The organism is Mucilaginibacter sp. GW822-FHT03E02 (genome assembly GCF_058801545.1).
Genome location: NZ_JBXANJ010000002.1, coordinates 1106796 through 1132466, shown reverse-complemented (window position 1 = coordinate 1132466; position 25671 = coordinate 1106796). Strand labels below are relative to the sequence as shown.

General features: G+C 44.2%; 21 protein-coding genes and 1 pseudogene. 6 read left to right on the top strand and 16 right to left on the bottom strand.

Translation table 11 applies throughout. The annotated features are described in order from the left end of the window. Window positions 1-57 precede the first annotated feature (57 nt). From AC1RM2_RS31460 to AC1RM2_RS31445, 4 genes are all read left to right on the top strand, one after another. On the top strand, window positions 58-3405 hold the full coding sequence (locus AC1RM2_RS31460) for a SusC/RagA family TonB-linked outer membrane protein (RefSeq protein ID WP_492989085.1): 3348 nt from the start codon (window positions 58-60) through the stop codon (window positions 3403-3405). 30 nt (window positions 3406-3435) lie between these two features. Next, window positions 3436-5250, top strand: coding sequence for a RagB/SusD family nutrient uptake outer membrane protein (locus AC1RM2_RS31455; protein WP_492989084.1), 1815 nt, complete (start codon window positions 3436-3438; stop codon window positions 5248-5250). A gap of 243 nt (window positions 5251-5493) precedes the next feature. After that, window positions 5494-6429 carry a hypothetical protein gene (locus AC1RM2_RS31450; protein ID WP_492989083.1) on the top strand — a complete coding sequence of 312 codons (936 nt, stop codon included), beginning with the start codon at window positions 5494-5496 and terminating at the stop codon, window positions 6427-6429. A gap of 267 nt (window positions 6430-6696) precedes the next feature. Then, a complete protein-coding gene (locus AC1RM2_RS31445; protein ID WP_492989081.1) occupies window positions 6697-9279 on the top strand; it encodes a BamA/TamA family outer membrane protein in 2583 nt (860 codons plus the stop codon). Between the two features lie 162 nt (window positions 9280-9441). On the opposite strand, the gene AC1RM2_RS31440 is transcribed toward AC1RM2_RS31445, so the two are convergent. After that, the gene (locus AC1RM2_RS31440) at window positions 9442-10443 is read right to left on the bottom strand and encodes a hypothetical protein (RefSeq protein ID WP_492989080.1); all 1002 of its coding nucleotides are present in this window, start codon (window positions 10441-10443) and stop codon (window positions 9442-9444) included. 285 nt (window positions 10444-10728) lie between these two features. Between AC1RM2_RS31440 and AC1RM2_RS31435 the strand changes: the two genes are divergently transcribed. After that, complete coding sequence (locus tag AC1RM2_RS31435; RefSeq protein ID WP_492989079.1) at window positions 10729-11298, top strand: hypothetical protein; 570 nt, start codon at window positions 10729-10731, stop codon at window positions 11296-11298. 22 nt (window positions 11299-11320) lie between these two features. Here AC1RM2_RS31435 and AC1RM2_RS31430 read toward each other — a convergent pair whose 3' ends face one another. From AC1RM2_RS31430 to AC1RM2_RS31385, 10 genes are all read right to left on the bottom strand, one after another. Beyond that, window positions 11321-11698, bottom strand: coding sequence for a DMT family transporter (locus tag AC1RM2_RS31430; protein WP_090649138.1), 378 nt, complete (start codon window positions 11696-11698; stop codon window positions 11321-11323). A gap of 2 nt (window positions 11699-11700) precedes the next feature. Further along, entirely contained in the window at window positions 11701-12660 is a 960-nt protein-coding gene (locus AC1RM2_RS31425; protein WP_492989078.1) for a sterol desaturase family protein, read from the bottom strand. A gap of 3 nt (window positions 12661-12663) precedes the next feature. Further along, window positions 12664-14103, bottom strand: a complete 1440-nt coding sequence (locus AC1RM2_RS31420; protein WP_492989077.1) for an N-acetylneuraminate synthase family protein — start codon at window positions 14101-14103, stop codon at window positions 12664-12666. A gap of 14 nt (window positions 14104-14117) precedes the next feature. Beyond that, window positions 14118-14924, bottom strand: coding sequence for an SDR family oxidoreductase (locus AC1RM2_RS31415; RefSeq protein WP_492989076.1), 807 nt, complete (start codon window positions 14922-14924; stop codon window positions 14118-14120). 56 nt (window positions 14925-14980) lie between these two features. Continuing rightward, window positions 14981-16327, bottom strand: coding sequence for an aminotransferase class III-fold pyridoxal phosphate-dependent enzyme (locus AC1RM2_RS31410; protein ID WP_492989075.1), 1347 nt, complete (start codon window positions 16325-16327; stop codon window positions 14981-14983). Between the two features lie 12 nt (window positions 16328-16339). After that, on the bottom strand, window positions 16340-17278 hold the full coding sequence (locus AC1RM2_RS31405; RefSeq protein ID WP_492989074.1) for a transketolase family protein: 939 nt from the start codon (window positions 17276-17278) through the stop codon (window positions 16340-16342). 2 nt (window positions 17279-17280) lie between these two features. After that, window positions 17281-18150, bottom strand: a complete 870-nt coding sequence (locus AC1RM2_RS31400) for a transketolase (RefSeq protein WP_492989073.1) — start codon at window positions 18148-18150, stop codon at window positions 17281-17283. Further along, window positions 18140-18982 carry a cytidylyltransferase domain-containing protein gene (locus tag AC1RM2_RS31395; protein ID WP_492989072.1) on the bottom strand — a complete coding sequence of 281 codons (843 nt, stop codon included), beginning with the start codon at window positions 18980-18982 and terminating at the stop codon, window positions 18140-18142. Before AC1RM2_RS31395 ends, AC1RM2_RS31400 begins: the two co-directional genes overlap by 11 nt. A gap of 16 nt (window positions 18983-18998) precedes the next feature. Then, window positions 18999-20063 (bottom strand): hypothetical protein, encoded by a 1065-nt coding sequence (locus AC1RM2_RS31390; RefSeq protein WP_492989071.1) that lies wholly within the window; start codon window positions 20061-20063, stop codon window positions 18999-19001. A 322-nt stretch (window positions 20064-20385) separates the two neighbouring features. Beyond that, on the bottom strand, window positions 20386-21225 hold the full coding sequence (locus tag AC1RM2_RS31385; RefSeq protein ID WP_492989070.1) for a phosphatidylinositol-specific phospholipase C/glycerophosphodiester phosphodiesterase family protein: 840 nt from the start codon (window positions 21223-21225) through the stop codon (window positions 20386-20388). Window positions 21226-21556: 331 nt separating this feature from the next. Between AC1RM2_RS31385 and AC1RM2_RS31380 the strand changes: the two genes are divergently transcribed. Continuing rightward, window positions 21557-22099, top strand: a complete 543-nt coding sequence (locus AC1RM2_RS31380) for a hypothetical protein (RefSeq protein ID WP_492989069.1) — start codon at window positions 21557-21559, stop codon at window positions 22097-22099. 82 nt (window positions 22100-22181) lie between these two features. On the opposite strand, the pseudogene AC1RM2_RS31375 reads toward AC1RM2_RS31380, so the two are convergent. The 5 genes and pseudogenes from AC1RM2_RS31375 to AC1RM2_RS31355 form a co-directional block, all read right to left on the bottom strand. Continuing rightward, a pseudogene (locus tag AC1RM2_RS31375) lies at window positions 22182-22484 on the bottom strand (PD-(D/E)XK nuclease family transposase); the annotation flags it as partial. A gap of 74 nt (window positions 22485-22558) precedes the next feature. Continuing rightward, a complete protein-coding gene (locus AC1RM2_RS31370; RefSeq protein ID WP_492989068.1) occupies window positions 22559-23467 on the bottom strand; it encodes an Rpn family recombination-promoting nuclease/putative transposase in 909 nt (302 codons plus the stop codon). Window positions 23468-23584: 117 nt separating this feature from the next. Then, window positions 23585-24106, bottom strand: a complete 522-nt coding sequence (locus tag AC1RM2_RS31365) for a YceI family protein (protein WP_492989067.1) — start codon at window positions 24104-24106, stop codon at window positions 23585-23587. A gap of 162 nt (window positions 24107-24268) precedes the next feature. Further along, the gene (locus AC1RM2_RS31360; protein ID WP_492989066.1) at window positions 24269-25252 is read right to left on the bottom strand and encodes a hypothetical protein; all 984 of its coding nucleotides are present in this window, start codon (window positions 25250-25252) and stop codon (window positions 24269-24271) included. A gap of 34 nt (window positions 25253-25286) precedes the next feature. Beyond that, window positions 25287-25652 (bottom strand): hypothetical protein, encoded by a 366-nt coding sequence (locus AC1RM2_RS31355; protein WP_492989065.1) that lies wholly within the window; start codon window positions 25650-25652, stop codon window positions 25287-25289. Between the last annotated feature and the right edge of the window lie 19 nt (window positions 25653-25671).

Sequence of the window (25671 nt, the reverse complement as noted above, 5' to 3'; positions counted from 1 at the left end):
AGTGAATATATGAAAATTAATGTATCCCGCAATAGGGGACACAAGTATATGCTTTTTATGAGGATTAGCACAGTAATTATAGCGGTTTTGTGCAGCACAAGTTTATCAATGGCGGCAAGTTTTGCAAATGGCCAGGATGTACTGAAGAAGCACGTAAGCGTCAATTTAAAAAATATTACATTAAGCAAAGCGCTTGATAATATTTCTGCTGCATCTGGTGTAAAGTTTACTTACAACGGTACAGTGGCTAACAGTAAAATAAAAATATCGGCAAAGGTATCTAACCAGGAGCTGGGCAAAGTGCTGGATAATGCATTAAAGCAAACACCCTATAAATACACGGTGCTTGATGATGAGATATTGATACGGTACGTGGAAATAGTCCCCGAACCTATCCAGGTAGTACAGCGTATTTTAACAGGTAAGGTTGTTGACGAAAAAGGCGAGGCATTGCCCGGCGTAACCGTAAGGATTAAAGGGACAGATCGTGGCGGTATTACCGATAACAGCGGTAAATACCAGATACAGGTTAATAATGATGCCGAAATTGTAGTGTTTGCATTTATTGGCTATCAAAACCAGGAAATAACGGCGAAGGACAGCAAAGTTATTGACGTTAAAATGGTGCCTATGCCGCAAAACGAGTTAAAGGAAGTTGCGGTGGTTGCCTATGGTACACAGCGCAAGGTGAGCTTGGTCGGCGCGCAATCAACCGTCGATGTGGGCGAACTGAAACAACCGGTTGCTGATATCAGCACGATGCTGGCCGGCCGTTTATCAGGTATAGTTGGTGTTCAGCGCTCAGGCGAACCGGGCAGTAACCAGGCTGATATCTGGATTCGCGGTATATCTACATTTACCAATAACAATACTGGTCCGCTGGTATTGGTTGATGGTGTTACCCGGTCAATCAACAACCTCGATCCGCAGGATATTCAGTCATTTACCATCCTGAAAGATGCCTCGGCAACAGCTGTCTACGGTGTGCGTGGTGCAAACGGTGTTATTTTGGTGCAAACCAAAAGGGGCAAAGTTGGCAAGCCGAAGATAGATGCCGACTATTATGAAGGCTTTACCTCATTTACCCGCAAGCCCGAAATGGCCGATGGTATTACTTACATGAATGCTGTAAATGAAGCTAACATCACCAGGGGTGGCGTTGCCAAATACTCGCAGCAGTATATCCAAAACACGCAAAATAATGTAGACCCGTTGCTTTATCCCAATATAAACTGGATTGATGCTGTATTTAAAAACACCAGCCGCAACAGGCGGGCCAATGTGAACATGACAGGTGGCGGGCCAAATTCAAGGTATTACATATCTGCAAGTTATTACAACGAGGGCGGGCTTTTAAAAACAGATAAGCTATCTACCTATAATTCAAATATCGATTACAGCCGGTATAACTTTACCAGTAACGTTGATGTTGATATCACCAAAACCACCAAAGTGGCATTAGGCGTTCAGGGTTATGTAGGTAAGGGCAATTATCCTGCAATATCTGCAAGCGATATTTTTGGCCAGGCCATGATCGTATCGCCGGTGGTATTCCCTATTGAGTATCCGGGCGGCTACGTTCCGGGTGTAAACCCCAACGGCGACCAGCGTAACCCTTATGCCGATTTAACCAGGCGCGGATACAGCACAACATTTACCAACCAGTTGTACTCCAACATCAGGCTTACACAGGATTTTGGCTTTTGGCTGCCGGGTTTATCATTCAATACCTTATTTGCGTTTGATGCCAGCAACAGCAACAGTATTTTACGCCAAAAACGCGAAGATACCTGGTACCCCGACCAAAATACACCCTATAATGCCGATGGTACTTTAAACCTTGTACGCACGTATACAGGTAACGGAAATTACCTGAGTTATAACGCGTCCAGCGGCGGATCAAATAAAATTTATACCGAGTCGTCGTTTAACTATGATCACGCCTTTGGCAAACATCGCGTAGGCGGGTTATTGTTATTTAACCAGGAAGACAGGTCCGATTTTCCTGCCGGTAGTTTTGCCACCTCTATACCTTACCGCATCCGCAGCTTGGCGGCAAGGGTAACCTATTCATTTGCCGACAGGTATTTTGCCGAATTTAATGTTGGGTACAACGGATCGGAAAACTTTGCTCCCGAAAAACGCTATGGGTACTTCCCCGCATTTGGTGTGGGATGGCTTGTATCTGAAGAACACTTTTTCGAGCCTTTAAAGGATGCTATATCGTTCTTCAAATTCCGTTACAGCAATGGTATTGTGGGTAGTGGCGATATTGGTTTAGGGCGGCGTTTCGGTTATCTTACATTGTTATCTGATGGCTCATCGGGTTTCACTTATGGTTTGGGCAATACCAACGGTATAAGCGGTATCAGCATAACCGATTATGGGGTTGATGTAAGCTGGTCGCGTTCCCATAAACAAGATCTTGGTTTGGATATCCGCGCCCTGCACGATTCGTTTTCACTTACCTTCGATTTGTTTAAGGAGCACCGTACAGGAATCTTCTTACAAAGGGCAGCGGTACCCGGGTATGTTGGCTTGTCATCGTCACCCTACGCCAACCTTGGTATAGTTAATAATAAAGGCTTTGATGCAACCATCGAGCAGCGTATTAATGTAGGTAAGGTTGTATTAAACTTACGTGGCAATATCACCTATAATAAAGATGTTGTAATTGAAAACGATCAGCCTACCCCTAAATATCCATGGAATGATCAGCGCGGTCATAACGTACTGGCAGATTTTGGCTACATAGCCGAGGGGTTGTTTACCACCCAGCAGGAGATAAACAGCAGCGCTACCCCAGGCGCAAAAGCGAGCATTAAACCAGGCGACATCAAATACAAAGATTTAAATAACGATGGTATCATTAATGCTTACGATAAAACAGAAATAAGCAAAGGCGATGTGCCTTTCCTGACCTATGGTTTAGGCTTTAACGTAGCTTACAAAGGCTTTAACCTGGGCGCGTTCTTTGTTGGAACCGGGCATGCATCGCGGTATATATCGGGTAATGCTATCCAGCCATTTTCAACCAATGGCGGTATCAGCAACGCTTATGCCAACATTACCGACAGGTGGACAGAAGCAAGCCCACGCCAGGATGTATTTTATCCCCGCTTAGCTTATGGCGATGGCGACAATACCAACAACACGCAGCATAGTTCATGGTGGGTAAAAGATGTACAGTTTATCCGCCTTAAAACGCTTGATTTTGGTTACACCTTCTCCAAAGCTTCGTTGAGTAAAATTGGCATGAGCAACCCGCGTATTTATATTATGGGTTACAACCTGCTTACCTTCAGTAAGTTTAAACTTTGGGACCCCGAGTTGAATACCGGCAATGGTACTGCATACCCAAATGTTAAAACCATATCATTAGGCCTGAGCGCTCAATTTAATTAACAGAAGTAACATTTAATTCAAGATAATAAAATGAAACGAATTATAGTAGCCTTAACGCTGGCATGTATGTTAACTGTTAGCTCATCATGCAAAAAAGGCTTTTTAGACCAGGTACCCGATGACAGGCTTACCCTTGATGAAACCTTTAAAAACCGTAACACAGCCGAGAAGTTTTTAGCCAACGTATACTCTGCCATACCCGATGAAGCATCACAACGTTTCCCCGGATCAGATAACAGCATTGGTGAATGGACAGGCGGATCTGACGAAGCAGAGTACGATTGGGGTTTTGTGGCCACCCAAAACATCAACAACGGTAATTACGATGCATCCAGCGGTTTTATAAGCGGTTTTTGGACAACCTACTACCGCGGTATCCGCTCGGCCGGTATCTTTATGGATAATGTGGATAAGGTTTCTGATATGCCTGCCTCGCTAAAAACGCAATACAAAGCCGAAGCAAGGGCGCTAAGGGCTATCTATTACTTTTGGCTGATGCGTATTTATGGCCCGGTAGTTATCACCGGCGATAAAGCAATTGCCCCTGATGCTTCATTTGCCGATGTGCAATTACCCCGCAACTCGTTTGATGAGTGCGTAACCTATGTTACCACCGAGCTTGACGCTGCCATTGCCAATTTGCCTTTGAAAGCCGCAAATAACAATAACCTTGGCCGTATTAACAAAGCTTTTGCAACAGCAGTAAAATCGCAGGTGTTGTTGTATGCTGCAAGCCCGTTGTTTAATGGCAATACAGACTATGCCGGTATGGTAAATGCGGATGGTAAAAAGCTCATTAACCAAACTTACGATGCCACCAAATGGCAAAAAGCAGCCGATGCTGCAAAGGCTTTCCTTGATCAGTTTGTACCGGGCACCTTTGATTTGTACCGCGAAAACGATGCTTCGGGTAACTTTAGCCCTTACCTGTCATGCCGTGATGTAATGCTGGTTGATTGGAACAAGGAGATTATTTACGCCAGGATTGATGCCGGCGTAACCAACAGGCAATATGAAACCACACCTTACCACTCCGGATATGCCGATGAGGTGAGGGGCAGCGGTGGCTTAGGCGCTACGCAAACCATGGTTGATGCCTATTTTATGGCAAACGGCCGTTCAATAACCGATAATGCATCGGGTTACGTTGCTACGGGTTTCTCCAATTTTCAGGCACCCTATGATAGCCAGGCCAGGAGTACCTATAACCAGTGGACAAACCGCGAGCCACGCTTTTATGTAGGCATTACCTATAACGGCAGCAAATGGCTAAACACCAATAGCGGTGAGGTTATTACGCAAACCTATAACACCGGTAACTCGGGCAAGCAAACAGGTGGTAATGATTATTCGCCAACGGGTTACATAGTGCGCAAAAACGAGCCGATTGGCGATTGGCGCACAGGCGGCCGCTCATGGGTAATGTTAAGGCTGGCCGAAATTTATTTGAACTACGCCGAGGCATTAAATGAAGCGTCACCAGGCAATGCCGATATTTTAAAATATGTTAACCTTATCAGAAACCGTGCAGGCATCCCCGAATACGGTAGCCCAACGCTGCCGGCACCGGTAGGGCAGGCTGCCGTTAGGGAGGCCATCAGGAAAGAGCGCCGCGTGGAGCTTGCTTTTGAAAATACCCGTTTCTTTGATACCCGTCGTTGGAAAATAGCCGAAACAACTGATAACGGCCCGTTTAAAGCATTAAACATCAGCACCAATCCGCCTGAGTTTTATAATGTGGTAACTTTTGAAAACCGCGTGTTTGAAAAAAGGAACTACTTTTACCCAATACCCCAAAATGATGTGGATAGCGATAAGCAACTGGTACAAAATACCGGTTGGTAACCGCGCCTAAGATTTTTTCTATACCTATGAATCCGGGGCCGGCTGTAATGGCTGGTCCCATTTTTTAATCCTTGTATCTGCCTTTATATAAGGCCTATGTGTTCATAAAGTTCTTGTGCTTCTCAATCTCTTGTAAACATTAGCTACTGTTAATTTAATAATACTAAGTCTTAAGGTAAATTTATTCTCTTCTGACTTAGAACTAAAGACTTTCGACTAAAGACTACCCTTCATTACACTACTATGAAATTTAAAAAAATAATACTGCTATGCACGTTAATAACAGCAGCCACGGTGCATAATTCATGCGGTAAATCAAAAAACAACGTTGCCCCTGCGCCGGTAACTGTTATTAAACCCGATACCAATAAAATAGGTGTACCCCCTAAAACATGGCAGGAACATTGGTTTGAGCATAAGCTTTTGCTGCACCTGGTTTATTATGATAAAAATACTGCCGTTTATTATGACGATAACATGGAAACTTCAGTTACATGGCCATATAAAACCATGTCGGCCGTTTGGGCTTATGCCAAAAAAACTTACGGCTTGTTTGGCGATTCTACAAAGCTATACTGCGTTTTTCATAAAGGCACCTATGGCGGTGGCCATCCCGCTTCGTATTTTGACGATAGCCACGATTACCGGAATACCATAGATTGCGGCCTTGACGATTGGACAGCGCCCAACGGCCAGCAAATAGGGATGCCCATTCACGAAACCGGGCATATTGTTAGTGGCGCAAGCCACGGCGTTAAAGGCTCACCATCTGACGCGCTTTGGGGCGACAGTAAATTTATGGAGATTTACAACTACGATGTGCTCATGAACATCGGCATGAAAGATGAAGCAGGCCGGGTGTATGAACAAATGCAATCGCAGTATGATGATTTCCCTGCGCCTCGTGTGCAATGGTTCAAAAACTGGTTCTATCCAATCTATTCCAAATATGGCAAGGCCCAATTGCTGAACAAATATTTCGACCTGCTTGCCAAATACTATCCTAAAAACGGTAAGGAGTATGCTCATGATCTTAACTGGGGAGAGTTTATCCATTTTTGGAGCGGGGCTGCCGGTGCCAATCTGAAAGCGCAGGCAACAATTGCCTTCGGCTGGAAAGACGAATGGGAAACCCAGTTTAAACAGGCCCAGATAGATTTTCCGAACCTGAAATATTAAACTGCCTGCGCTGTCTGTGTTTTAAACGAGGCGTATAAGCAGCCTCGGTACTTATCCTTTATCGAAATAAAAATAATAGTTTAATCAATTGGCGAAATATCGTTACGTATATTTCGCCAATTTTTTTTAATTTATTGATTTTTAGTAACTTATGATTGGGCCCGGATTTTGTAGTTTTGCTATAACAAACTACCTCCAGTTTTTTTTCCGGATTGTTGAGTTCAATTCGTAACTTAAACGGAGATTGGCAACAATACATACACTACCATGTTGAAAAAACTACTATTGATCCTATTATTAGTTGCGGGCTCCTTAGCATGTAATGCACAAATAACCAGCAGCGCACGCGCAGATAAAGACCGGATGACCGGCGATAGCATAACCATAAGTGCACATCCGGAGTATGACAATGTAACCGGGATCCACCGCTGGCTGTTTGGCGAAAATTTCCGTAAAGATTGGGCCCAACCGGTAAAGCTGCCCATTATCCGGCTATCAAAATTTAAAGGTGGGCTTTCGCCGTTAAAACAGGGTGGCGGTATGGAATCAAAATCGCTGCGGCTGGAAGATAAAGATGGTAAAGAGTGGGTGCTTCGCAGTGTAGAGAAGGCCCCGGATAAACTGCTGCCCGAAAATCTGCAGGGAACTTTTGCTGTTGATTGGATAGGAGATGAGTTTAGTGGCCAGCACCCTTATTCGGCGCTGATTGTGCCGCCGCTGGCCGAAGCTGCTCATGTGCCGCACGCCAACCCTGTAATAGGCGTAGTTGCAGATGATGTTGCCCTGGGCCAGTACAGCAAAGTTTTTACCGGCCTGATATGTTTGCTGGAAGAGCGCGAGCCTGTCGGCTCGTCAGACAATACCCTTAAGATGGAGCGGGCGCTCAATAAAAGTTATGACAGCAGGATAGATGGCGAAATGTTTTTGCGTGCCCGGATGCTCGATCTGTTGATAGGCGACTGGGACCGTCATGAAGATCAATGGCGATGGGCCGGCGATATCAGCGGTAAACAAAAAGCTTATATACCGGTACCCCGGGATAGGGACCAGGTGTTTCACGTTAACCAGGGCTTGTTGCCATCAATTGCCGCGCTACCCTGGATAGATCCTGTTTTGGGTAATTTTACAGCCGATATCCCCAACGTAAAATATTCTATCTTCAAAACAAAATTTTTGAATGCCACACCCGAAGTGCAGTTTACGCATGCACAATGGATGAATATTGTTAATGATTTTGTTAAGGCCGAAACAGACGACGTTTTGGAGGCTGGCCTAAAATTGCTCCCTAAAGAAAATTACCGGTTGCGGCATGCCGAGCTGCTGGCGATACTAAAAAAACGCAGGGATAACATTCCGGCGGCCATGAGCCAGTATTTTTATTTTATAAACCGGATTGTTGATATTCATGTAACCAATAAAGACGAATTGCTCACTATCACCGGTGCTCCGGATAAAACCCTGCGGGTTAAAATTGATAAGCTTAATAAAAGCGACGATGTAAAAGGATCATATATGGATATAGCCTATGATCCGGCCGTCACTGAAGAGATCAGGATTTACGTTTCGGGAGGGGACGATCATATTGTGGTGGATAACAGTACATCGCCTATAAAATTAAGGTTTGTTGATAGCACCGGGCATAAAACTTACGATATCAAAAACTCGGTAAATACCATACCTGTTTACGGCTCAAAAGATAGTATTACTTTCGCCGGCAAAACCAATCGTTTAAGCAACCGCCTGTCGGCCGATACCAATGCCACCAGGTTTAGGCCAACTAATTTATATAACGTTTGGATGCCGCTGGCAACAGCCGCTATAAACGCCGATGATGGTTTTCTGTTGGGGCTGGGCTTTAAGTATACGGGGTATGATGGTTTCCGTAAGCTGCCTTATGCTACCCGGCAACAGTTACTGATTAGCCACGCATTTGCAACCAACGCGTTTAGGGCTAATTACAGCGGCGAATGGTCGCAGGTTGTTGGCAAAGCCGATTTTGTAATGAAAGCCAATATCCTGGCGCCCGATAATACCACCAACTTTTTTGGCCGTGGAAATGAAACCATATTGGTTAAAAACGAGGGGTATCGTAAATATTACAGGGCAAGATTTAATACCCTTGAATTTGACGCCGCCTTGCGCTGGCAAACGGGAAAGGGAAGTTTTTTAAGCGCAGGCCCATCAGTTCAGTTTTATCACTACAGTCCGGACGATAACACAGGCAGGTTTATTTCGCAGCCCGCGCTCATCAACTCCTATGATAGTGCCAGTGTAAATAAAAATAAATTCCACCTGGGTTTGATGCTGAACTTTACCAGCAATAAACGCAATAACAACGTGTTGCCATTTAAAGGGTATTATTTTGAAGTTACTTTGGCGGGCTATGAAGGACTTAACACCTATTCAAAAGCCTTTGTACAAATTAAACCCGAGTTTACATACTATCTGCCACTGGATGACAAAGGAAATATCGTAATATCCGACCGCGTAGGCGGGGGCATCAGTGTTGGCAAACCTGCGTTTTATCAATCCATGTTCCTGGGTGGCCAGGGGAACCTTTTGGGCTACCTGCAAAACAGGTTTGCCGGGCAAAATATGTTTTTTAATAACCTGCAGGGCCGGGTAAAAATTGCCGATATAGCCAGTTATATTTTACCAGGTCAATTGGGCATCACCGGTTTTTACGATACCGGCCGGGTATGGATCAGTGGCGAACATTCTGATAAATGGCACACAGGCGCAGGCGGTGGTCTCTATTTTGCACCCGCAAGCCTAACAGTATTGCAGCTGCTTGCCGGCCATTCAGACGAAGGCTGGTACCCTTATATATCGCTTAATTTCAGGTTGTGATCTGGCGTTAGTTATAAGTCTTTAGTTCTGAGTCGCTGGTTAAATGTGATTTAGATTATTTATGTATTAAGCAGAAAGCATTGCCGTTGGCTTAGCCAACGGCAATGAATAAACTTCATTTTTAAACAGATCTAAGAAATAACTCTCTCTATGATTGTTGCATTACGGAGTGCAAATCGTTTTTAGTTTTTTGCTATAATCTGCATTTAGCGGCTCGTTGGTTTGGGCAAGCCGCTGTGATCCTACGTTGGCAGGGCAGGCAATGCCTTTAGGGCCGTCATAAACCAGGTCGGGTTTGGTATTAATCAATTCTTTAGGTACATATATCTGTACGTTGGTAACCGAATATCCCCTCGGAAAATAACGGATATAATAACCATCCGGGTGTGACGACCATATGCCCGATGGCACTTCCGGATCAGGTTGCGGAGCTATGCCGGCCAACATGGCATACTTTTCCATTTCTTCATATGATGCGTTGCCTGATGCAGCCAGCTGGCGGATGTTATTCTCGGCCTCAAAAACGCTTTGGGCGGCAGGCGGCAACTGGTCTTTGGCTTTTGCTATCAGGCCTGCCGGAAGTACGCCCAATGCGCCACCCTCCAGCATAAGCAGTTCCTGCGGAGATAATAGGGTGGTTGCGGTTAGTTTGATATCTGTGCCAAAATCGGCAAAACGGGTACGGGCCACTATTGCCCAAAGTAATACCTGTATACTGCGCTGTTTTACTTCGGGATGTTTTTCTGCATTTTTAAGTATCAGTATCACAACATCAGCCTTGGGCCCCAATACCGGCGCCAGCATATAGCCGTCGCCTGTACTTGGGCCATGTGTACCGGCATGCAGGCAATAACTTTTATTGGTCATTTCAAAAAAGCCGGCGCAAAGTTTAAAACCGCCACCGGGCGCTTTGGGTAAAAGATACAACGGATCGGGTTGCTGTCCTTCAATAAATGATGGTGGTTTAGAACCTGTTTTGTTAACATCTTTAAAACTGGTTGTAATGGCCTGTGGCTGTTTCAGGATTTTGCTTAAACCACCACCCGAGGCCATCTCGGTGCCTTTATCCAATATTTTTTTACCAAGCCCTCCAAATTGGGCCTGGGCAGCAGCAACGTAAATCATAAATGCGACGAGTGCGGTAATCTTTTTTTGTATTTTCATAAGTAGCAGAATGTTTAGATACCGCTAAATTAACTAAAACAATATTAATCTAATGCTACAATTAAGTCTGTTTTTTTTCAACTTTAAAAGTAAAATCAGAGTTGCAGCCATTGCCGCATATTCGCGATAATGCTAAAAAACGAAAAAGATCAACTTTAAACTTCCGGCTTACTACTGTTGCTTTAATCGGGCGTATTCTATCTGGTTATATTGCGTTGTCAGTTCATTTTTTCTGAATTTTTCTAAATAAAACCCGATATTATTGTAATACTTTAGCAGAACAGCATGACACTTAAACTGGCCTTAATTTTACTCGCTTTTATCGGATATGGTAGCAAAAGCTTTTCGCAGCAAAAAAACGGCGATGCCACCGATACTCTTGGGGTGAAAATATCGAGTATTGAATATAGGGTTAAAGCGATGCCCAAAGATACCAGTGTTTTTTTTACCGGAATTATACCCTGGGTAAACCTCGACAACCCGGGCAAGGAGCTAAATAGGCTTGTGGATTCTGATGAAGTAGTTTTAGCCTTTGCAAAAGTTACGCTCATCATTGATTATCCGCTTACCAAACCTGCATCTTTTATATTGGAATCAAAATCAACGAGCTTTTCCCGTAAAGAATTGATTAAGGCCATCAGCGAAAAATATCACGAAATTTACGCGGAAGAAGAAAAATCCACAAAAACGGAAATCGTACCGAAGGATAAAAGGGAAGGCGTGATCAACAGGAATGAAACTAACGGAAAATATGGAATTTGTTGCCATGATCTGTCCGACCTGGATTTAAGTTCAATAGATGTTTTTAAAAACGATGAAGGTAAAATATTTCTTGTCCTTAATGTAGAATCTTAAAGTACTTCAAACGGTCGATTTGTTATTTCACTTCCGCTCCGAAAAACTTCAGTCCTAATATTCCGCTCATAATCAGTGTCATAAAAAACACCTCCATCCAGGATAGTTTCTGGTGAAAGATAGCCATTTCGGCAATTTTGATAAGTACAAGTGTAATGGCTGTCCACACGGCATAAGCAACTGCGGTGGGTACCAGTTTAATGGCCAGCGAGAAGAAATAGATATTGCCTATCCCGAAGAGCACGTACCCGGCAAAAGGCAGCCAAACCGGTAAGCCGTATTGTAAGCTTAAAGCCGAATGCCAGCGCAGGGCTTTCAGGTCGCTGAATTTCATGAACTTGAGCGAAAATGTCCAGGCAGCTTCAAATGCTGCGGCTATGATAAGATAGATCCAGGCCAATGTTAGTTTTGTTGTATGAGGTTATCTTCGGTGGATACTTGTTTTATTGGTAGGGGCGTTGGTTGTAAATCAATCACCGGTTCATTGTATTTAACCGGTAGCCTTTTTTTAAGCCAGCTAATTGCCCTCGGGCGCAGGGTATAATACCATTTAAACCAGGGATATTTTAAAAGTTTTGACTCGTCGAAACGTTTTACGCTGAAGGCATGCTGTAAAAAGTAATCCTTTGGATAATCATAATAAAGCCCCCAGTTTTCGGGATTGTTGCCTGGCGTATGCCCAGGATCATACACGGTACCAAACAGGTGATCCCACACAGATAGCTTTGTAGCGAAATTGGCATGAAAAACCTCCTGGTAATTGGCATGGTGCCACAAATGAAGCTCGGGGGTGTTAAAGATGTACTTCCACCTGCCGAATTTTACTTTAATGTTGGCATGAATAAACATGCCGTACATCGCATCTATCAGCGCCTTGATGGGTATTACCATGGGGTTTGCGCCAAGCAATATGATAGGGGCAAACTCGATGGTTTGGTTAATCACTATCTCCATGAAATGCGAGCGTGAGCCTGCTAAAAAATCAACCTCTTTACCGGAATGGTGCGCTTCATGAATGCGCCAGAACACTTTATTGGAGTGCTGAAAACGGTGGAAAAGGTAGATGTATAAGTCATGCGTTACCACAAAAAATAATACCTGGACGGCCAGCGGCCAGCTGCCAACAGCACTCCAACCCGATAGATCGAAATGCTGTTGTAGCGGCGCAATGATATAGCTGAAGATCAGGATCTTCAAAAAATAGCTCTGAATCAAAGTATACCAAACCAAATCAACCCAAAATCCTTCCCTGAAAAATGCGAGGCCTTTGCGATAAGGTGAAATCCGTTCCCAGGCGATAATGAAAACCACCCAGCAGGCAAGGATAATGGTTGTTATGGTGTATACTTTGTCCAGCGGCATTATTTATACTAATGGTTTTTCTTTGTATTCATCGCTGATGTTTACCCTTAACCTTTTCATAGGGGCCAGCTCAGATTCATAAACTCTTTTTTCGCCGTCGCCGGTGGCGGTTTCCACATCGCGGATATCGCGTACCAGGCGTTGCAGGCCTTGTGGCTCAACAGACGCGGCATGGTCCGATCCCCACATGGCCCTATCGAGCGTAAAATGGCGCTCAACAAAAGTTGCACCTAATGATACAGCGGCAACCGTAGTAGCCAAGCCGGTTTCGTGGCCCGAATAACCGATTGGTACACCCGGATATTTTGCCTCCAATGTCTGGATCATTTTAAGGTTTAATTCCTGCGGGCTGCAAGGGTAGGCCGAGGTAGAGTGTGCGATAAACAGCGGGTAGTTTTCATCAAAGGCATTCACAAAATCCATGGTGGCCTCAATCTCTTTCATTGTCGACATGCCTGTTGATAACATCAGCGGCTTGCCGGTTTCAAGGATACGCTGGATCAGGTCGAAATCTGTTAACGATGCAGATGCCAGTTTGTATAAAATGGTATCAAAGCGCTCCATGAAATCAACCGATGGAACGTCCCAGGCAGATACAAACCAATCGATTCCCAGCTTTTTGCAATAATGGTCGATTGTGGCGTATTCGGCTATTCCGAATTCGGTTTTACGTTTGTAATCAATGTAAGTAATGCGGCCCCATGGGGTATCGCGCATAATTTCCCATTGGTCTTTAGGTACGCAAATTTCGGGTGTGCGTTTCTGGAATTTAACAGCATCGGCTTTGGCGGCAACCGCCTCGTCAATCAGCTTTTTGCAGGTTTCCAGCGATCCGTTATGGTTAATACCAATTTCGGCGATAATATAGCTTGGTTGGCCCTTGCCAATTACGCGGCCATTTTGCAGGGTAATGGTGCCATTGCGGGTACCGGCTGATAAATTAGTATTACCTTTTGCATCGATAATAAATTCTGCAACCTCGCGGAAACAGCCTTCGCCGCCATTTAGGGTGCTTACAAAATCAGCTTTTGTTTTTATCAAAGGCAAAGCATCGGCGGGGCAGGCGGTTAAGCCAGCCAGTTTCATTACTTCCAGGTCGTTATAATCATCGCCTATGTAGGCAACTTCGTTTAATGACAGGTTTAAGCGGCTGCAGATTTCTTTTAAAACAGCAACCTTGTCTTTAATCCCTACATGCAGTTCAACTATCTGCAGTTTGGCAGCCCTTTTTATAAGGGAAGGTGAGTGTTCGCCGGTGATGATGCCGGTATCTACGCCTGCAAATTTTCGCAGTCGTTCTACACCCATGCCGTCGCGCATGTTGAATTTTTTAAGCAGTTCGCCATCGGTGTTATAGTAAACACCGGCATCTGTTAGTACACCATCGTTGTCGGTTAGCAAAAGTTTGATGCCCGCCGCTTTTTGTTTTAAAATTTCATTCATGTTTTATGTGTGAATTAAATTGCTGTCCATCCTCCATCAACTACCAGGTTTGCACCCGTCATGTACGCCGAAGCCTCGCTGGCCAGGAATACAAGGGCGCCCTGGTAATCAGATGCTTTGGCCATACGGCCCAATAAAGTTTTTGCTGAATAATTGCCTATAAAATCTTCCGTTTGGCCGTTCTCAACCCCGCCCGGCGATAGGGTATTTACCCTTACACCGGTATGCCCCCAGTAAGCAGCCAAAAAACGGGTAAAGTTGATGATAGCCCCCTTGGTTACCGGGTAAGCCGCCGATTTATAAAATGTTTGTTCGCCCGCAGCGTTACGGTATATCGTTTGGTCGGGACCTACCATGCCGTAGGTGCTGGCAATATTGATGATACTGCCACTGCCCTGTAGGGCCATATGGGTACCCAATATCTGCGAGCTTAAAAACACCCCGGTTACGTTTACATTTAATGACCGCTGGAAAGCCTCTAACGGATAGTTTTCAAATGCCGAAAGCTCTTTGGCCATTGCGGGATCTTCAAACTTATCGTTGATGGCCGCGTTGTTCACCAGGATGTCCAGGCCGTCGTATTTATTCAGTATGGTATTAAGCGCGTCAATTAACGATTGTTTGCTGGTTACATCTAAGCCTATCCCAATATGGTTTTGACCTAATTGCTGCGCAAAGGCTTGTGCGGCTTCGGCGTCAATATCGGCTACTACCACATTGGCGCCGGCCGTTGCCAGCGCTTCGCAGTGTTTTTTTCCTATAAGGCCAAGCGCGCCTGTTACTACTGCCGTTTTTTGTGTTAATGAAAATAAACCCGTCATCTAAATTTCTATATGATTTGTGCTACTGACCTGCGACTAAAGACTTATGACTTTAATCACCCGGCAATAACGCTTTTAGGTTTAATGTTATAGTTGCTCACCTTACGGAAAACAGCCTCCAGTACTTCGCCTTTTAAGTAATTTTTGATATTGCCACTTTCAATTGCATCTTTTACCAGGGGCAATACATCGCGGTATGCTAACAAAATGTAGTCGATATCTTCGGTAGTATGGCTGTAACACATATTATGGAAGCCAGCCCAAAGTACACCGCGTTTTATCATCTCCTGTTGCATCAGGGTTTTAACCTCTAAGGCGTTGCCTGCTTCGGGAGTAAAAGTTACCATACTGCGGCAGTTAAAACCTACGCAACGGGTGTATTTATCCATGCCGGTTTCAATTGCAACAAGGTTGTATCCGTCTTTTAATAGCGCGCCGTGTGTATCTAAATACAGCGGCACATTTTTATTACGCAGCTCGTTAATGGTTGCGATACAAGCTGCTAATGATAGTGCCTCGCCGCCAAAGGTGGTGTAGCTAAATACTTCGGAATTAAATAGTTCCATTACATCGGCTCGGCCGGTTAATAAGGCTATGGGCATTCCGTTTGCACAGGCTTTTGAAAACACGGCAAGGTCGGCTTTAACGCCAAAATATTCCTGTGCGCCGCCAACAGCCACCCGGAAACCGGTCCACATTTCGTCAAATATCAGCAGGGTGCCATTTGCTTTGCATACCTCGGCGAGCCGCTGCAGGTAGCCGGGTTTGGGGGCTTCAAAAATAAAGGGCTCCAATATTACGGCGGCCACGGTTTCATCCAGGGCGGCTTTTACCGATTCAATGTCGTTATATTCAAAAGTGTATGTTAAATCCTGTATGGCATCGGGTACGCCCGCGTTGCGACTGGTAATGCCTATATACCAATCGTGCCAGCCGTGGTAGCCACAGCAAAATATTTTATCGCGGCCTGTAAAAGCACGGGCTACGCGTACAGCTGCCGAACACACATCAGCACCGGTTTTGCTTATTTTAACCGCTTCGGCGTTAGGCACAACCTGCTGTACCAACTCGCTCAATTCAACCTCCAGGGGGTGCATCAACGAAAAGGTGATGCCATCTTCCAGTTGCCTGCGGATAGCTTCGTCAACAGCAGGGTAAGCGTAGCCCAATGAGATAGGGCCTATGGCCGAATTAAGATCGATATACTCGTTACCATCTGCATCCCAAACGTGCGATCCTTTGCCTTTTACGATGTACTTAGGGGCCACGCCATTGGTAAACTGGCCGGGACCTTTGGCCAGGGTTTGTGTAACGGGTTTTTGTACTTTTAAAGCTCGCTGGTATAGGCTATCAGACTGGCTGATATCAGGGAAATTATTGTCGGGCGCTATTTTATTAGCCATAATGCTGTTTTTTTATTCTGAAAATTCAGGTGTTAAAATCTCTGGTTGGTGGTGGGCAGTTTGGTAGCCCAAAATCTGCTCGGCAATTTGCTTGCCTGTAAAGCCTTCGTGCTGCAAAACATCAGGCAGCAATGCCGGCCTGAACCATTTATTGTTCAGGGCTATGGGCAGTACTTTTGCGGTGGTTTGGTGTTTTAACAATACCTCGGCCACAATGCTGTACAAGCCGCCGGTTACAAAATGATCTTCCAGCGTAACTACCAGGCTGCTTTGGGCGCATGCTTGCAGTATTGCTTGCTCATCAACAGGTTTAAGGCTACGCATATTCACCAGGCCTACAGAAAGGCCTTCGCTGCGCAACATGTCAACCGCAATAAGCGCCTGCTCAAACAATAAGCCGTAGGTTAATATGGTTACGTCGCTGCCCTGGGCTATTACTTCAGCCTTGCCTAAAACAAAGGGCGCGTGATTGTATGAGGTTTTACGGGTGTTAATTCGGGTATAAGTAGGGTATGCGCCGCTCCAGATCTGCGGCAGCATTTTTACCAGGTCATCCTCATCGGCCGGGGCAAATACGGTTACGTTGGGAATGCCGCGCATAATTGATATATCCTCAATAGCCTGGTGGGTAGGGCCGTTGCCATCTGATAAAAGGCCGGGAATAAAACCACTCAGCTTAACCGGCAGGTTAGGGATCCCCAGATCGGTACGTACAAATTCAAAGGCGCGCATGGTTAAAAACGCGGCAAGCGCATGCACTACCGGGATACGGCCACGCAAAGCCAAACCCGCAGCGGCGCCTATCATGGTTTGCTCGGTAATGCCCGTATCAATAAAACGCTTGTCCAATATGCCGGGCAGGTTGCGCACCAACGCGCGGTTTTCGGCAGTCATCACAATGATCTGCTCGTTGGCAAGGGCTGTTTCTGTTAATAATTCTTCGTAGGTCATATTTATCTCACTACTAAAGTTTCTGATGTTAATAAGGTGTTTTGATCGCCGTGGAGCTCCAATAACAGCTGGGCAATTTCATCTGCATTAAAATTGCAAAACCAGCGGTCGGCGCGCTCTTCAATGCTGGGCAATCCTTTGCCGCGCACGGTATCTGCAATCACTACGTTTAGTTTTCCTTCTTCAAAAGGGTAGGCGCTGAAAGCGTGGTGCAAATCAATAAAGTTATGCCCGTCTATACGTTTTACGGCAGCGCCAAACGCCCTGAATTTATCAGCAAGTGGTTCAAGCGGAATCAGGTCTTCGGTGCGTACATTGGCCTGGAATTGATTACGGTCGACCACGAATATCAAATTATCCAGTTTGTAGGCATTGGCTACCAATACGGCTTCCCAGCAGGTGCCTTCGTTTAGTTCGCCATCGCCTAAAATGCATACTACCTTGTTATTGCCTCCGCTTATTTTAAGATCGAGCGCAACGCCTATAGCTACCGAAGGCAAATGGCCCAACGAGCCGGAATGAAACTCGATACCCGGGATATGGGTATTGGGGTGCCAGTAAATATGATCGTTAAGGGATAGGTGATTTTTAAGCCGTTCTTTATCCAACAAGCCCAACTCGGCAAAGGTGCCATATAAGGCAGGCACATCATGCCCTTTTGAAAGGAACAGGTAATCCCTGTCGGGATGGTTAAGATTATCCTTGTTGATATTTAAAAACCGGCTATATAAGTAAACTATCAAATCAACGGCCGACAGCGATGCTCCTGTAAAGCACCCGCCATCTGTCGACATGCGTACAATGTGTTCGCGCACGTTTAAGGCAATCGCCGTTAACTCCTGCTCGTTTATGTTTGGTGTGTTATGCTTCACTTTGTTCAAATTGTTGTGAGTTTTCCTTCGGTGCTTTTTTGGTTTGATCGGGCAAAATGGTTTGCAGCTCATCAAGGTGATGGCGGTACCAGTTTACGCCCGCGTACTGCGTATTGATTTGCATTATTTCGGGCTTACGGCTAAGCAGGTTAAGAATATCCTGGCAGGAGAACTGGTGGCATATAGGATATAGCTCGCTGTATACTTTTTCAATAAAGTAATAATCTTCAGGGTAATCAATGGTAAACCTGTGTGTCATGGAATAATCCAATCCCGTTTTCCAGCTTACATTGCCGATGCTGAAAATGAGCGGGTTTTCCCAGATGTATGGCGTGGTATGTTCCAGTTCAAGGGGGCGGCCGGCGTTTTCCCAGGCTTGTTTAAGGCAGGCCATGGTCATTACCTCTACATCGTTACCATCGGGCCAGGTGGCCGGATGCAGGTTGCTTATATAATCGTATTTGCCACGGTTGGCAAAAAAATATTCAAGCACCTGGTCTATAATACGTGGGTCTATCAGCGGGCAGTCAGATGGAATCTTCAAAACAATGTCGGCTTTAAACCGGCGTGCGGCCTGATAGTGCCTATCCAGTAAATTGCCAAGGCTACCACGATAGCTGGGTATATTCATTTCCAAAGCTTCCCTCACGATGATATCGTCCTCCTCATTCTCGGATGTAGCGATGATGATATCGGCTTTATGCTGCATCATTTGCAGCCGCTCAATCATGCGGGCCAAAAGGCTTTTGCCCAATATGGGCAGCATTACTTTGCCCGGCAAACGGCTTGATGCCATGCGGGCTTGTACTATGATTACAATTTTTTCTGTCATGGTATATTTATATTTATTACCAGTTTGCTATCAGTTGGTTGGTTAACTCCGGCTGCTGCCTGCTAACCAGGTGTTTATAAATGGCCAGCTGCGGATCGAAACTTTTTTTATTCCCTTTGTGGTTTAAGTATTCGCGGCAAAGCGCGGCAATGGTTTCGGCCGATGTTCCTTCGTTTTGCAACGGCGCAAGCTCCTGCAGTTCGTTAATATCAAACCAGGAGTGTACCTTTTTGCCCAGCGCTATACCTGTATATACTACCGTTGAGTACTGTGTTATCAATTCGCAGCAATTGGCTATCATATGGGCGGTATTACCCTCTTTATAAATCATGGCGTCTGCCGGCGCATGTTTACGGATCTCACTTTCGGCCCTGGCAAAATTCTCGTTAGGATGAAGTTTGAAAAGCAGCGGCCTGCCTGCCGCTATTTTAACGGCGTTTTTGATAAATGCTACCCTGTTCTCTATCCGGAAGGTTTCGCGCATATCGGATGTAGCCACCATCACATAATCGCTGTGCGGGAAATCATTATTTAAATGCTGCTGCTGGTTGTCATAGTTGGGCATACCGGTTACAACTATCTTGTTAATATCGGTGCCTTTGTTGGCAAACTGCTGCTTATAGCCTTCAGATGCTGCGCAATAAACATCGCATATATTGGATGCCCCGTTTAGCGATGTATTACCGCACATGGTTGATGGTAGCCGCAGGGTACGTACAATTTTGCTCCAGGTGGTATAGCGGTCTATCATACCCTCCTGCACCCATATGGTTTTAAATTTACGCATGCGCCTGGGCACAATCATATCGGTGCAATACACTACCAGGTCGTACTGTTTTTTTTGGGCCATAAAATCAACCTGTAAGGAGTTTTGATATAAATACCTTTCAGATTTTAGCCTGAATTTGCGCGATAACACCGTGCCGTTAAAAATGGGGGTTTTGGCAAGCAGGTAGTTTAAGAGTGTGTTATCTGTAAATAGCTGACTAAACCAGCAATCAAATTCGGGCAACTCATTTGCAATCTGGTGCATCTGGGTTGTTTGGTTAATTGAACCAGTAATGAATAATATTTTCTTCATTCCTTTACTTTCAATTAAAGTGTGTAATTTAAATTCAAGGGTTGAATGCTTTACTTGTTATTTAACTATAAAGCATTGCTGATGCCTGGCTTTATAATTTGTTAAAAGTAACCGCACTACTTTTAGATAAAGCGAAGCCAGCGTTATGAAATTATTAAGAGGTGGTTTTTAGGAGAGGAATTTATTAACAATGCTGACGAATATTCAAGAATCAAGAAAAAATGTTAATAAGTTGATTTGTAGTTGTTTTTATGAAGAAAAGATTTGTAAATCGAAAGCGGTTAAGATTATTGAAGTTTATCCTGGCTCTTGATTCGTCTTCTCAATCAACTTTTGCATAGCTTTTGGGGCCTGCCTGCAAAAAGTTTTTAAGTTCAACCAGTCTATCGGTATTAATCAGGTCTACTCCGCAGTTCAGTAATTCGCGCCATACCACTTCGTTTTCGGGCGAGGCCCAAAGCCTTACCTTTTTGCCAAACTTGTGGGCCAGCAACACATACATACGCAGGCGCTGCCTTTCAAAGGGCGAGAAATCGCCTTTGCCATCCCATTTTAATAGATGAGAGTATTTGCAGCTTGCAGTTTGATATAAATTTCTTGAAACAGTATCCTGCCTTACCCGCATCAGGTCTTCATCAATAAAAGCCAGCCTGCTGTTTTGAGCTTTAATCAAGCCGTACGGGCGGTGGCCGGTAATTACAACGGTTACTTGCCGCTGGGTGTAAATACCGTTTTCGTAGCCCGAAAGGATAGGCTTATACTTTTCAAGTAACAGCTGTAATGCTTCGTAAGTTTTGGCGCCATCTGATTTTATGTCAATCATCAGCGTTAGCGGATACGTAGGGCATTTGATCTCTTTATTGGTGCCATTGATGCATTCCAGCAGGGGGGCCAGGTACAGGCGCTCCAGGGTTCTTTGTTTTTTTAAAAAAGGGAAGATGTGTGCTACAATAAGTTTGTTGTTCCTTAAATATACGTCGGCTTCAATGTTTGTAAAGCCGTTGTCCAAAGCATCATACAAAGGTCGTTTATGCCAGTAATCATTGTGGGCAAAGCCGTTGGAGATGGTGGGGATTTGGGGGTAGGCGTTATGGCCGATAAATATCAGCAGGCTCAGGAACAATAACTTAAGGTGCTTAGGGCAAAAAATTGCTGTTCGCATCGATAATTTTTTTGTTTCCCCAAATGTACCTGTCCAATGTTGCATAAATGTTACCTTATTATGATGATAGTTTTTTAACGCGACAAGGGTTTGATACTGGGTTTTTATACGGCAATAGTGGATATATTGTTATTGACGGTTAATATATTTTCTTATTTACTTCATGAATTATTCATGCTTCCGCTTGCTTGTAATGGGTGTAAGGCTTAGTAAAAAGGCTTTTTGCTTGATACGGATTAGGTTGCATAAAGAAAAAATAACGGGCTCAGGCAACGAATTTGTAAAAGTGGCAGTAATACATGTAAATGATTATTTACTAAAACCACGTCAGATGAAAGTTCTATCAAAATTAATAGCCGTTTCAATTGTTGCCTCAGCTATATTTTTTACAACAAACGCGCAGGCACAAACAGTTGCAGCTAAACAATTTACATTTAGCCTGGGTGCCGAAACAGGTTTACCCACAGGTGTTGCCCGCTTGGGTACAAACTTTGTACTTGGTGCAACCGGGCAGTTTCAATACGGTATTACCAATAATTTTGCGGTAACATTTGCTGCGGGCGGATACCACTTTTTTCCGAAGAAGAACCCCACTACCGGCGAAAGATATGGCAGCTATGGCGAAATTCCGATTAAAATAGGCGTTAAACAATTTTTTATACCCAACGTTTACATTGGCGTTGAAGGCGGCTTAGCATGGGAAAAATTAGAAGATGGACAGGGATGGGCGCCATTTCACAGGCGCGACCTTGCCGGACGAATAGGGTACGCAAACAAACACTGGGACCTGAGTGCGCGGTATGAGGATTTTTACATGAAGGATTATCACACAGGCCTGGTGGCTTTGCGTTTAGCTTATGGCTTTGGATTGTAAGCTAAAAGCTTAAGGCTTAAAGCAGAAAGCTAAACTAAAAGGGGAGCGATGATTTTGTCGCTCCCCTTTTTTAAGTGGATATTTAAAGTTGCCCTATTTCTTCAACGGAAAGCTTGGTGAATTTTGAAATTTGGGCAAGTGGCAGACCGTCTTTTTTCATTTCACGGGCAATGGCCAGGGCCTTATTATGTTCGCCCTTTTCAATACCCTCTGCTTTTGCAGTTGAAACTGCATAATCCATCACATTTTTATTATCCCATTTGTATTTTAAACTGCTATCGTACATTGTTTTTTCCTCCTTAGTAAGGTTAATATATGCTGCAATATTGAATAGTTTTTCAAATATGGGTTTACGCAGGTACACCGGGAGCCGGTACATTCCTGAGGTTCTTCAGAAAATGAACCTTAAAACATGAGTTCCGTAGTCGTTTGCTGCTCATCTTAAAAGGCGGTGTTCGACTATAGCTTTTCTATTTCTTCGATAGAAAGTTTAGTGAATTTTGAGATTTGGGCAAGTGGCAGGCCGTCTTTTTTCATTTCACGGGCAATATCTAAGGATTTTTTATATTCACCTTTCTCCATACCCTTTTCCATACCTTTCGCCTCGCCTCTGGCCTCAGCGGTCGATACAGCATAGTCCATCACATTTTTATTATCCCATTTGTATTTTAAGCTGCTATCGTACATTGTTTTTTCCTCCTTAGTAAGGTTAATATATGCTGCAATATTGAATAGTTTTTCAAATATCGGTTTACGTAGGTATACCGGTATTTTATCTAGTTGGCTCATATTCTTTAACACATAAAGCCATCTGTCCAAATCAGTATCTAACTCATTACCCGTTTTAACAAATTTACTTAATTCTATATAAGTATACCCCAGTTTATCGTAAAATATTTCGCCGGTATCCCTGTTACAAAGGCAAATATCGTGCAGGTATCTATCTTCTGGCGTGTCATCTAAAGTGAAATCTTCCAGCAGGGCGATAAAATATACCTCGGCAATGTTGTAGCCCCATGCGTTACGCTTACCCTTGGGTGCCTGATTGCTTATTAGCCTACTGGTATAAAACAGCGCGCGTTCTTTAAAATATCCTTGTTTTGCCCGCTGAATCTCAATCAGAAATTGTTCACCCCTGTCGCCGGTACAAAGCAGGTCGAATATGGCTGCGCCTTCGTCCTTTAAATCGCCGTGGTGCTCATTTTTATTGTACACTAAATCAACAATATGCTTCCTACCCCTGAATACTTCATTTAAAAAAGCGATCAGCAAATCTTTATTAGGCTCACTGCCGAAGATTTTTTTAAAGGCAAAGTCAACTAAAGGATCGATGTATCTCCCTGGAATAGGCGGCTTATTGTTTGGCATAGTCAAATATAAAAGTTTATTCCTTATTCAACTCTGCAACAAATGTAGCCGGTGCAAAACAAAAAGCGCCATGCTATAACTGAATATAACGTGGCGCTTTTGCTGTGTACTCGCTATTTAGCCCTTAGTAACAGGCACTGTTAAACTAATGGTTAGTTCATCCGGCGATCCGTTGCGGGTGATATTAAAATCCTTTGGCTTTACTTTAAAGCTGCCTTTAAATAAACCCTCATTGCCTTTTTCATCAAAAGTAAAATGGATGGTAACAGGTTTGGTAACGCCCTTCATATTCAGGTTACCTACAGCCTGGTACGCGTTACCACTTTTGCTAACCGCCGTTGATGTAAACGTGATGGTGGGATGATTGTCAGCATCCAGGGCATCTTTGGCGTGGTTGTTTTTGATAAAGAAACCGGTAGCAATGCTTTCCACATCAATAGATGCCGAAATTTTTGATTGACCGGGATCGGCTTTATCAAATTGGATATTGGCTTTCAGCGTTTCAAATTTGCCGCTGATACGGCCACCTGCAAAGCTAACTTCATAAGGGCTTTTAACTTTATAAGTAACAAGCGATAGGGCAAATGCCGAAAGGTTGATGACCAGCAGGATGATTAACGAATACGTGATCTTTTTCATAGTGTAGTTTTTTCTGTTATCCATAGCCCCGTGTTATTTCAGGGCCTTTATATGAAAACGAACATGTTGGTTAAGAGGTTGCCTGTAAAACCAAAGTTAATACATAATAAAAAAGGGCAGGTGATTTTTATCTGCCTTTGGTATACTTAAGCGATGGCGTTTTTATTTAAAATGATAGCCCACTTTTACAGCCAGCACATTATCAATATTGTAATTACTGTAGTTATCATACTTAACACCTACATCAATACCGTTTCTGAATTTAAAACCCATTGATGGGGTGTACACAAAGGAGGTAACACTGCCCGTTGTAAACGCCACACCTGCCTCGCCGCCCAGGTAAAACATATCGCCTAAATATACACGCAGGCCGGCTTTTACAGGTATTATGTTACTTTGGGTTTCATAAATATGGCCTATTGATGGGTATAATGAGCTAACCGTGCTAAAATATTGTTGTTTGTGAGAGGCATGCGCGTATCCAACAGAAAAAGTAGCTTCAACGTTACTGCTTATGGCTTTGCTTACGTTACCTTCTACGCCAAATACATGCCCTTCAAACGCGCTGGTGGTTAAGCCCTGGCTCAGGCTTAGGCTCCATTGAAGGCTGGTAGCTGGTTCAATATGCCGTTTATGCGGCGCAATTTTGCGGGTGCCAAAGCCATAAGCCAGGCGAAGGGCGATATCTTTAGTTGCCCTGTCCCGGGTATAGTCTTGATATTTTATGCTGATATCCATCCCGTTTTTAAAGGCCAATCCAACGGACGGCGACCAGAGGAACGAGGTACCCCACTGTTCAAAGGCAAAGCCTGCGCCAGCCTCGCCGCCCAGGTAAAGGTTATCACCCACAAAATACTTAAGCCCCAATTTTACAGGGATAACATTGTATGGGCTGCCGTATTGATTATAAGATGCAAAGTGATCTTTTTCGAAAAAATGAGTAAATCCAGTGGTTATTGTTCCGGAAAGGCGTTCGTTAAAATTCTTTTGTACACGAATATCGCCGCCAAGGGCATATTTAAATGCATCGCCGGTGGCAATGCCTGAGTTTATACCAAAACCTATGCGCCAGTTGTTTTCGGTTTGAGCCTGGGTTATGCCGGATAAAAATAAAAAAATGGTTAGGAATGAAAATAGGTGTTTCATGTGTTAATTATTTATAGATAAAAGGGAAAAGCGGTTAATAAGCAGGCAGATATTTTAATGCTTTTTTGAGGGTTAGCAAGCCAAGCGCGAAAGCTGCCCAGGCGGCTACCTGCTGGTTTTTAAGCAGGTATGATGTGTATATGATCACCAGGAAAATACTACAGATACTTAACAATATTAACTTAAGCAAACGGGCATCGTTATCAGTTAAAGGGGCAGACGTTTGAAGCTGTTTAGCTTTAATAACTAAGCCTCTGAGCAGTGCCAGCGCAAAAAGCAAAGCCAGGCCCAGCACTCTCGGAAATACATACCACATAAGCAGGCTATATACAATGATGAGTACACCGGCAATTAAAAATAGCAGCAGTAAAACAATGGTGGTTTCGCAAATTCGTTGCATTATTGTCTGTTTTTGCGGA

Excerpts from the sequence above, each read along its gene's own strand:
- AC1RM2_RS31360 (WP_492989066.1), bottom strand. The coding sequence starts at position 25,252 with ATGAAACACCTATTTTCATTCCTAACCATTTTTTTATTTTTATCCGGC.
- AC1RM2_RS31405 (WP_492989074.1), bottom strand. The coding sequence starts at position 17,278 with ATGACCTACGAAGAATTATTAACAGAAACAGCCCTTGCCAACGAGCAG.
- AC1RM2_RS31420 (WP_492989077.1), bottom strand. The coding sequence starts at position 14,103 with ATGAATGAAATTTTAAAACAAAAAGCGGCGGGCATCAAACTTTTGCTA.
- AC1RM2_RS31455 (WP_492989084.1), top strand. The coding sequence starts at position 3,436 with ATGAAACGAATTATAGTAGCCTTAACGCTGGCATGTATGTTAACTGTT.
- AC1RM2_RS31390 (WP_492989071.1), bottom strand. The coding sequence starts at position 20,063 with ATGAAGAAAATATTATTCATTACTGGTTCAATTAACCAAACAACCCAG.
- AC1RM2_RS31365 (WP_492989067.1), bottom strand. The coding sequence starts at position 24,106 with ATGAAAAAGATCACGTATTCGTTAATCATCCTGCTGGTCATCAACCTT.
- AC1RM2_RS31460 (WP_492989085.1), top strand. The coding sequence starts at position 58 with ATGAGGATTAGCACAGTAATTATAGCGGTTTTGTGCAGCACAAGTTTA.
- AC1RM2_RS31395 (WP_492989072.1), bottom strand. The coding sequence starts at position 18,982 with ATGACAGAAAAAATTGTAATCATAGTACAAGCCCGCATGGCATCAAGC.
- AC1RM2_RS31355 (WP_492989065.1), bottom strand. The coding sequence starts at position 25,652 with ATGCAACGAATTTGCGAAACCACCATTGTTTTACTGCTGCTATTTTTA.
- AC1RM2_RS31385 (WP_492989070.1), bottom strand. The coding sequence starts at position 21,225 with ATGCGAACAGCAATTTTTTGCCCTAAGCACCTTAAGTTATTGTTCCTG.
- AC1RM2_RS31435 (WP_492989079.1), top strand. The coding sequence starts at position 10,729 with ATGACACTTAAACTGGCCTTAATTTTACTCGCTTTTATCGGATATGGT.
- AC1RM2_RS31445 (WP_492989081.1), top strand. The coding sequence starts at position 6,697 with ATGTTGAAAAAACTACTATTGATCCTATTATTAGTTGCGGGCTCCTTA.
- AC1RM2_RS31410 (WP_492989075.1), bottom strand. The coding sequence starts at position 16,327 with ATGGCTAATAAAATAGCGCCCGACAATAATTTCCCTGATATCAGCCAG.
- AC1RM2_RS31370 (WP_492989068.1), bottom strand. The coding sequence starts at position 23,467 with ATGCCAAACAATAAGCCGCCTATTCCAGGGAGATACATCGATCCTTTA.
- AC1RM2_RS31440 (WP_492989080.1), bottom strand. The coding sequence starts at position 10,443 with ATGAAAATACAAAAAAAGATTACCGCACTCGTCGCATTTATGATTTAC.
- AC1RM2_RS31380 (WP_492989069.1), top strand. The coding sequence starts at position 21,557 with ATGAAAGTTCTATCAAAATTAATAGCCGTTTCAATTGTTGCCTCAGCT.
- AC1RM2_RS31450 (WP_492989083.1), top strand. The coding sequence starts at position 5,494 with ATGAAATTTAAAAAAATAATACTGCTATGCACGTTAATAACAGCAGCC.
- AC1RM2_RS31425 (WP_492989078.1), bottom strand. The coding sequence starts at position 12,660 with ATGCCGCTGGACAAAGTATACACCATAACAACCATTATCCTTGCCTGC.
- AC1RM2_RS31415 (WP_492989076.1), bottom strand. The coding sequence starts at position 14,924 with ATGACGGGTTTATTTTCATTAACACAAAAAACGGCAGTAGTAACAGGC.